Genomic DNA, 1486 nt, shown 5'->3' with positions numbered 1-1486 from the left:
ACCAGCCGTAGAGATCGTGAAAGACCTTGTCGCACTCGTCGACAGCATCGCGATAGGCCGACGAGTGCTCGTAGAGCATCGCGCCCATACCGGGGTGCTGGCTGCCCTGGCCGGGAAAGACGTAGGCCACGCGCTGCGCGGTCGCGGCGCGCTCCGATCGCACCACCGCCGGATGCGGGCGGCCGTCGGCGACGGCACGCAGCGCGGCGATCACATCGGTCTGCGCATCCGCAATCACCACAGCGCGATGGCGGCGCGGTGAGCGGGTGCGAAACAGCATGTCGGCCAGGCGGTCCGGAGTCACCTCGGAATGGTCGGCGAGGTAGTCCGCGACGGCGGCCGCCTCCCGTCCCAGCAGATCCGGGTTGTCGCTGGACAGCAGGATCGGGACGCTGCCGTCGGGCAGGCGGTAGCTAGACATGACTCTCCCCTTCGGCCGGAATGGCCAGCAGCGCATGGGCATTCGTGCCCGACACCCCGAACGACGACACCGCCCCGTAGCGCACGCCGTCGTGCGGCTGCCAGTCCTCGAGTTTCGCCGCCAGCCGCAAGCCGGTCGCGTCCCAATCCACCTTGCCGGTCGGATTGTCGGCGAAGCGGGTCGGCGCGATCTGTCCGTGCAGACCACTGAGCAGCACCTTGATCAACCCGAGCATGCCCGCCGCCGCCTGTGCGTGGCCCAGATTCGATTTCACCGAGCCCAGGCGCGCGGAGCCCGATCCGTAGACGCGGTCCAGCGCCTCGAGTTCCAGCGGATCGCCGACCGCCGTCGCGGTGCCGTGGCCTTCGATCATGCCGACGACCTCGGGTGAAATATCCGCTGCCGCAACCGTCGCGCGGATCAGTCGCTCCTGCGCGCGGCTGCTAGGCACGGCGATCGGCGCTCCGGCGCCGTTGTGGTTGACCCGGGTGGCGAGCAATCGGCCGTAGATCCGGCGACCGGCCGCGCGGGCCCGCGATTCGCGTTCCAGCACGACCACCCCCGCGCCCTCACCCCAGAGCGTGCCGTCGGCGGCATCGGAATACGGTTTGCACTGCCCGTCCGCGGCCAGCGCGTTGTTCTTGGAGAATTCGAAGAACGCGGCGGGCGAACCCATTACACAGACCGCACCGGCCAGCGCCCAGTCACATTCCCCGGCGCGGATCGCCGCCGCCGCCATATGCAGCGCAGACAGCGACGAGGCACAGGCGGTGTCGACCACGATCGACGGGCCGCCGAGGCCGAGGCAGTTGGAGATCCGCCCGGCCACCGCTCCCAGCGCCGCACCGGCCGCACGATAGCCGGAATAGTCGTTGACCTCGGCACTGTGCGGACCGTATTCGGTCGGCGAGGCGCCCATATAGCAGCCCACCTCGTCACCGTCGATGGCCGCGGGATTGATGCCGGCGTTCTCCAGCGCCCGCCAGGCCACCCGCAGCGCCACCCGCTGCTGCGGATCCATCGCGACCGCCTCGCGCGGTGTGATGCCGAAGAACATCGGATCGA

2 protein-coding genes are annotated in these 1486 nt (G+C 69.7%); both read right to left on the bottom strand.

Going from position 1 to position 1486, the window contains the following annotated elements; genetic code table 11:
* On the bottom strand, positions 1–421 hold a 421-nt coding region (locus tag ACGF5C_RS34520; RefSeq protein ID WP_393308580.1), incomplete at its 3' end, for an acyltransferase domain-containing protein.
* The coding region (locus ACGF5C_RS34515; RefSeq protein ID WP_393308578.1) for a polyketide synthase at positions 414–1486 on the bottom strand (1073 nt) is incomplete at its 5' end. The genes ACGF5C_RS34515 and ACGF5C_RS34520, both read right to left, overlap by 8 nt.

It is taken from the genome of Micromonospora sp. NPDC047620 (assembly GCF_043205005.1).
Taxonomy (GTDB): domain Bacteria; phylum Actinomycetota; class Actinomycetes; order Mycobacteriales; family Micromonosporaceae; genus Micromonospora.
Note: the sequence above shows the minus strand (reverse complement) of the source record. Positions and strands in the feature narration are given on the sequence as shown.